5 protein-coding genes are annotated in these 5,287 nt (G+C 72.0%); all 5 read right to left on the minus strand.

The window, feature by feature from the left end; all coding sequences use genetic code 11:
* Positions 1 to 3: 3 nt before the first annotated feature.
* Positions 4 to 1,032 carry a hydroxyacid dehydrogenase gene (locus A8W25_RS29645; RefSeq protein ID WP_067167431.1) on the minus strand — a complete coding sequence of 343 codons (1,029 nt, stop codon included), beginning with the start codon at positions 1,030 to 1,032 and terminating at the stop codon, positions 4 to 6.
* Between the two features lie 62 nt (positions 1,033 to 1,094).
* Positions 1,095 to 1,949 carry a carbohydrate ABC transporter permease gene (locus A8W25_RS29650; RefSeq protein WP_067167433.1) on the minus strand — a complete coding sequence of 285 codons (855 nt, stop codon included), beginning with the start codon at positions 1,947 to 1,949 and terminating at the stop codon, positions 1,095 to 1,097.
* Positions 1,946 to 2,854, minus strand: coding sequence for a carbohydrate ABC transporter permease (locus tag A8W25_RS29655; RefSeq protein ID WP_067167434.1), 909 nt, complete (start codon positions 2,852 to 2,854; stop codon positions 1,946 to 1,948). The genes A8W25_RS29650 and A8W25_RS29655 overlap by 4 nt, the downstream gene beginning before the upstream one ends.
* A 2-nt stretch (positions 2,855 to 2,856) precedes the next feature.
* A complete protein-coding gene (locus tag A8W25_RS29660; protein ID WP_067167436.1) occupies positions 2,857 to 4,182 on the minus strand; it encodes an ABC transporter substrate-binding protein in 1,326 nt (441 codons plus the stop codon).
* A gap of 128 nt (positions 4,183 to 4,310) precedes the next feature.
* Positions 4,311 to 5,287 (minus strand): LacI family DNA-binding transcriptional regulator (locus A8W25_RS29665; RefSeq protein ID WP_067167438.1); only part of this gene is annotated, 977 nt, incomplete at its 5' end.

The raw sequence follows: 5,287 nt of genomic DNA on the forward strand, positions 1-5,287 counted from the left end.
GGCTCAGGCCGAGTGGTGCAGGGCCGCCGCGTGGACGGGGTCCGCGAACGGCGCCCCGGCCGCGAACCGCTCCACCTCGTCCAGCGCCAGATCCGCCATCCGGTGCAGCTCGCTGCCGAGCGACCCGGCGATGTGCGGCGTCAGCAGGACGTTGGGCAGGTCGTACAACGGGCTCTCGCGGGGCGGGAGTTCGGGCTCGGTGACGTCCAGTACGGCATGGAGCCGGCCGGAGAGGAGCTCGCCGAGCAGGGCGGCCCCGTCGACCAGCGAGCCGCGCGCGGTGTTGATCAGGGTCGCCCCGTCCGGCATCGCGGCCAGCTGGCGGGCGCCGATCATGCCCTCGGTGGCCGGGAGCTGCGGCGCGTGCACGGAGACGACGCTGCTGCGGGCGCACAGCTCGTCCAGGGGGACCGCTTCGACGCCCAGCCGGGCCGCCCCGGCCGCGTCGACATACGGGTCGTGCAGCAGGACCCGGAAGTCGAAGGGGCGCAGCAGCTCGATCACCCGGCGGCCGATCCGGGAGGCGCCGACCAGGCCGACCGTACGGTGGTAGTTGCCGGTGCCGTCCCCTTCGCGCAGCCAGTCGTGCGGGGCGCGCAGCTCCGCGTACCGCTGGGCCGAGGCCAGGACGCGCTTGCCCGCGAAGAGGATCGCGGCCAGCGTGTACTCGGCGACCGGCAGCGCGTTGGCCGAGGCCGTCGAGGTCACCGCGATGCCCCGCGCCCAGCACGACTCGGTGATGTGGTGCTTCACCGACCCGGCGGCGTGCACGACGGCCCGCAGCCGGGGTGCCGAGGCCAGCACCTCGGCGGTGAGCGGCGGCGCGCCCCAGCAGGTCAGCAGCACCTCGGCCTCGGCCAGCGCCGCCGCCACGGCCGGCGCGGGCGCGAGGAGCTCGTGGGCGACGAGGTACGGGTCGGTGCGGGCGAGCGCGGCGAGACGGGTGCGGTGCCGCTCGGCGAGGAGCCGCTCGGCGATCCCGGGGCCCATGGCGAGGAGGACGGCGGGGCGGTTGTCAGTGGCGTGGTGCATGGTGGAACTCGGGCTCCTCACGGGGGCGTTGTCCATGGCTAACCGGCTGTGCGTCCGTCCGGTCACTTGACGCTGCCCGCCGTGAGACCCGCCTTCCAGTGCCGCTGGAGGGCGACGAAGGCGACGACGAGGGGGAGGACGGCGAGGAGGGAGCCGGTGACGACGATGGGGTAGAACGAAGGCTCGGCGTGGGTGTTGGAGTTCCACGCGTACAGACCGAGGCTCAGCGGGAAGAGCTTCTGGTCCGAGAGCATCACCAGGGGGAGGAAGAAGTTGTTCCAGATCGCGGTGAACTGGAAGAGGAACACGGTGACGAACCCGGGCATGACCATCCGGAGCCCGATCGACCAGAAGGCGCGCAGCTCGCCCGCCCCGTCGATCCGCGCCGCCTCCAGCGCCTCGTCGGGGATATGACTGGCGCTGAACACCCGGGAGAGATAGACCCCGAAGGGGTTCACCAGGACGGGGACCAGCACCGACCAGTAGGTGTTGACCAGCCCGGTCTTGCTGGCGAGCAGATACATCGGCAGCGCGAGCGCGGTGGACGGCACGAGCACACCGAGCAGCACCACCGCGAACAGCTTCTCCTTGCCCCGGAAGTCGTACTTGTCGAAGGCGTACCCGGCGGCGACGCTGATCAGCGCGCAGACGAGCGCGCCCCCGCCCGCGTACAGCAGGGAGTTGAGGTACCAGCGCAGATAGACGCCGTCGTTGTAGGACACCAGCTCGGAGAGGTTGTGGCCGAGGTCGAAGCCCTTGAAGGAGAAGGCGTCGCCGGTGAGTAGTCCGCCGGTGTCCTTGGTGGCGGCGGTGACCAGCCAGACGAGGGGGAAGAGCGTGTAGAGGACGGAGAGCAGCAGTGTGCCGTTGACGGCGGCCCTGGAGAACCAGCGGCCGTTCCTGGCCCGATGGGTCATGCCCGCGCCCCCTTCCGGGTGGTGAGGCGGGTGACGGCGAAGGAGAGCAGCGCCGCGCCGAGGGCGAGCAGGACGGCGGCGGCCGCGGCGAGGCCGTAGTCGTTGCGGGCGAAGGCCGCGGTGTAGGCGTACATGGTGGGCGTCCAGGTGGAGGTGACCGCCGAGCCGGACCCCTGGTTGAGGATCAGCGGCTCGGTGAACAGCTGGAGCGAGCCGATGACGGTGAACAGCGCGACCATCCCCAACGAGGCCCGGACCATCGGGATCTTGATGCTGAACGCGGTGCGCCAGGCACCCGCGCCGTCCACCGTGGCCGCTTCGAGGACGGACCGGTCGATGGCCTGGAGAGCCGCGTAGAAGATCACCATGTTGTAGCCGAGCCACTCCCACAGCGCGATGTTGACCACCGAGGGGAGGGCGCCGTCGGGGGAGAAGAAGCTGAAGCCGATGCCGCCGGAGTCCATGGCCCGCACCACCGGGCTGAGGCCGGGTGTGTAGAGGTACACCCAGATCAGCGCGGCGATGATGCCGGGCACGGCGTGCGGCAGGAAGAGCGCCAGCTGGAAGAAGCGGCGGGCCCGGGCGAGCCCCGAGTCGAGCAGCAGGGCGAGGGCGAGCGCGCCGCCGACCATCAGGGGGATGTAGACGGCGCAGTAGCCGAGCAGGATCCAGAAGCCGTCGCGGAAGGCCCGGTCGCCCAGGGCGGCGGTGTAGTTGTCGAACCCGCTGAAGACGGACTCGGCGCCGCCGAACCCGAGCCCCGACTGCTTCTCGGTGAACAGGCTCAGCCAGACCGCGTAGCCGACCGGCACCACCGTCACCGCGGTGAACAGGACGAAGAAGGGGGTGAGCAGGACGCCCGCGGCGGCGCCCGTGCGGCGGCTGGTCCGGGCCTTCGCTGCCACGGTCAGCCCTCGACCTTCAGTCCGCGCTTCTTCAGCTCGGCCACGGTCGCGTCATGGGCCGTCTTCACCGCGCCCTTGACGGTGACCGAGCCGCCGGAGACCTTGCCGAACTGGTCCTTCAGCGTGGTGTTGGTGGTGCCGGTGGTCGGGCCCCAGCTCCAGCGGGGGTTGATCGAGGCGCCCGCCCCGTCGAAGAGCCGGTAAATGTCCTGGCCGCCGTAGAACCCGGCGTCGAAGGCCTTCTTGGCGGCCGGGCGCAGGGAGACGTCGGCCGGGAAGGCGCTGGAGGTGCCCGGGGCGATGCGTGCCTTGACGCCGTCCTCGGTCGTCGACATCCAGGTGGCGAACTCGACGGCCGCCGCGGCCTTCCGGCTGCCCTTGGTCACCGCCCAGGTGGACCCGCCGAGCATGCCGCTGGCGGGCTTGCCGTCCCAGGTGGGTACGGGAGCGATGCCCCACTTGCCGCTCTGGTCGGGCAGGGTCGACTTCAGGACGCCCGCGCCCCAGGAGGCGCCGAGGTAGCCGACGGTCGAGCCGTCCTTGAGCGCGGCCGTCCACTCCGGGCTGAAGGAGACCGCCGTCTGCACGAGCTTGTCGTCGATCAGCCCCTGCCAGTAGTCGGCGACCTTCTCGGTGGCGGCGTCCGAGGTGTCGATCTTCCAGGTGTCGCCCTCGGCCTTGAACCACTGGGCCCCGGCCTGCCAGGCCATCGCCTCGAACGTGGTCGGGTCGTCCGGCATGAAGGTCGCGATCCGTGCCTTGGGGTCGGCCTTCTTCGCCTTCTCGGCGGCGGTGCGGAACTCCGCCCAGGTCTTCGGCACCTCGATCCCGTTCTTCTCGAAGAAGTCCTTGCGGTAGAAGTACGTCTGGGGCGCGGCGTCGAACGGGACGGCCCAGCTCTTGCCGCCCAGCGTGGTGAGGTCGACCGCCTGCGGCAGGAACTTCTTCCTCACCTCGTCCGTCAGGTGCGGGCCGATGTCCTGGAGCGCGCCCTGGCTGACGAACTCGGGAAGCATCGGGTACTCGACGGCGACCAGGTCCGGGCCGTTGCCCGCCTTCACGGCGTTGGAGATCTTGGCGTAGCCGCCGGCGTTGCCGGACGGTATCTCCTCGAACCTGACCCGGATGTTCTTGTGCGAGGAGTTGAAGGCGTCCACGACGTCCTTCGACCCCTTCTGCCACGCCCAGAAGGTCAGGGTGACGGGCTTGTCGGCGGTGCCCTCGCCCGCGTCGGAGGAGTCGCCGTCACCGCCCCCGCAGGCCGTGAGCAGGGCGAGGGCGGTGACGGCGGAGAGGGCGGCGGTCGATCTGGTCCAACTGCGGTTCACGGAACGGCTCCTGAACGTGAGGGGACGAGGCGATGGCCGCGATCCTTGAGCCGGTCCTGACCGAAGTCAAGAGCGAAAGTTCGATTGATCGAAAAATGATCGAGTGGGGCGCGAAGGGGGGTAGAGGTCTAGACCACTTGAGGGTCGTCGCTGGTGCTGGTGGCCGCGACGGTGGCGGACGCGCCCGCCCTGGGTGCCCCGCACGAGGACCGCACGCGCAGCCGGGGAAGCAGGTCCACATGGCGGCGCGGCTGCCCGCCCGGCTCCGCCGGGGCCCCGCGCAACCGCTCGATCAGCAACTGCGCCGCATACCGCCCCACCTCGTGCTTGGGCGGAGCGACCGCCGTCAGCGGGATGTCCGCGAGCGCCGCCACCTCGTCGTCGTAGGCCACCAGCGCCAGGTCCTGCGGGACCCGTACCCCCAGCTCGCCCAGGCGCTGGGCGATCCGGATCGCGTCCACGTCGTTGTGGACCAGGGCCGCCGTCGCCTCCCCGGCGCGGACGGCCGCGCACAGCGCCCGCGCCGCCGCCTCGAACCCCGCCGGATCCGCCTCCGCCGGGACCGAGTCGATCACCGGGTGCGGCTCCGTGAGCCCCAGCGCGCCCAGCGCCTGGCGGTACCCGGCGCGCACCGCCAGCGCCGTCGGGCTGTCGGCCCGCGCCACCAGGAGCGGCGCCCGGTGCCCGAGCCCCGTCAGATGGCGTACGGCCAGGAGCACCCCGTGCCCGTGGTCCGAGCAGACCCGGTCCAGGTCGTCCAGGGCCCCGCCGGGCACCCCGCGCCGCTCCAGGAGCACGGTGGGGACCGGCAGTTCGGTGATCCACCGCCCGTGCTCGGCCGGGTCGTGCGGCTCCTTCCAGCCCGGGGCGACCAGCAGCCCCTCGGCCCCGGCGGCGAGCAGCCCGGCCGCCCGGGCCGCGTCCTCCCGGGGGCGGTAGTCCGAGATCCGCAGGATCAGCCGTGCCCCGGCGGCGGCCGCCGCCTCGTGCGCACCCCGGATGACCTCGGCGAAGTAGTACGTGGCGGTGGGCGCGATCATGCCGAGCACCAGCTCGCGGCCGCCTCCGGGGCCGCCCGGCGCGGGCGTCCCGGGCACGCCCTCCC

Source organism: Streptomyces sp. ERV7 (assembly GCF_001653515.1).
Classification (GTDB): Bacteria; Actinomycetota; Actinomycetes; order Streptomycetales; family Streptomycetaceae; genus Streptomyces.

What these genes read in the sequence shown, in the direction of transcription:
- A8W25_RS29650 (WP_067167433.1), bottom strand. Translation starts at nt 1,949, where the DNA reads ATGACCCATCGGGCCAGGAACGGCCGCTGGTTCTCCAGGGCCGCCGTC.
- A8W25_RS29645 (WP_067167431.1), bottom strand. Translation starts at nt 1,032, where the DNA reads ATGCACCACGCCACTGACAACCGCCCCGCCGTCCTCCTCGCCATGGGC.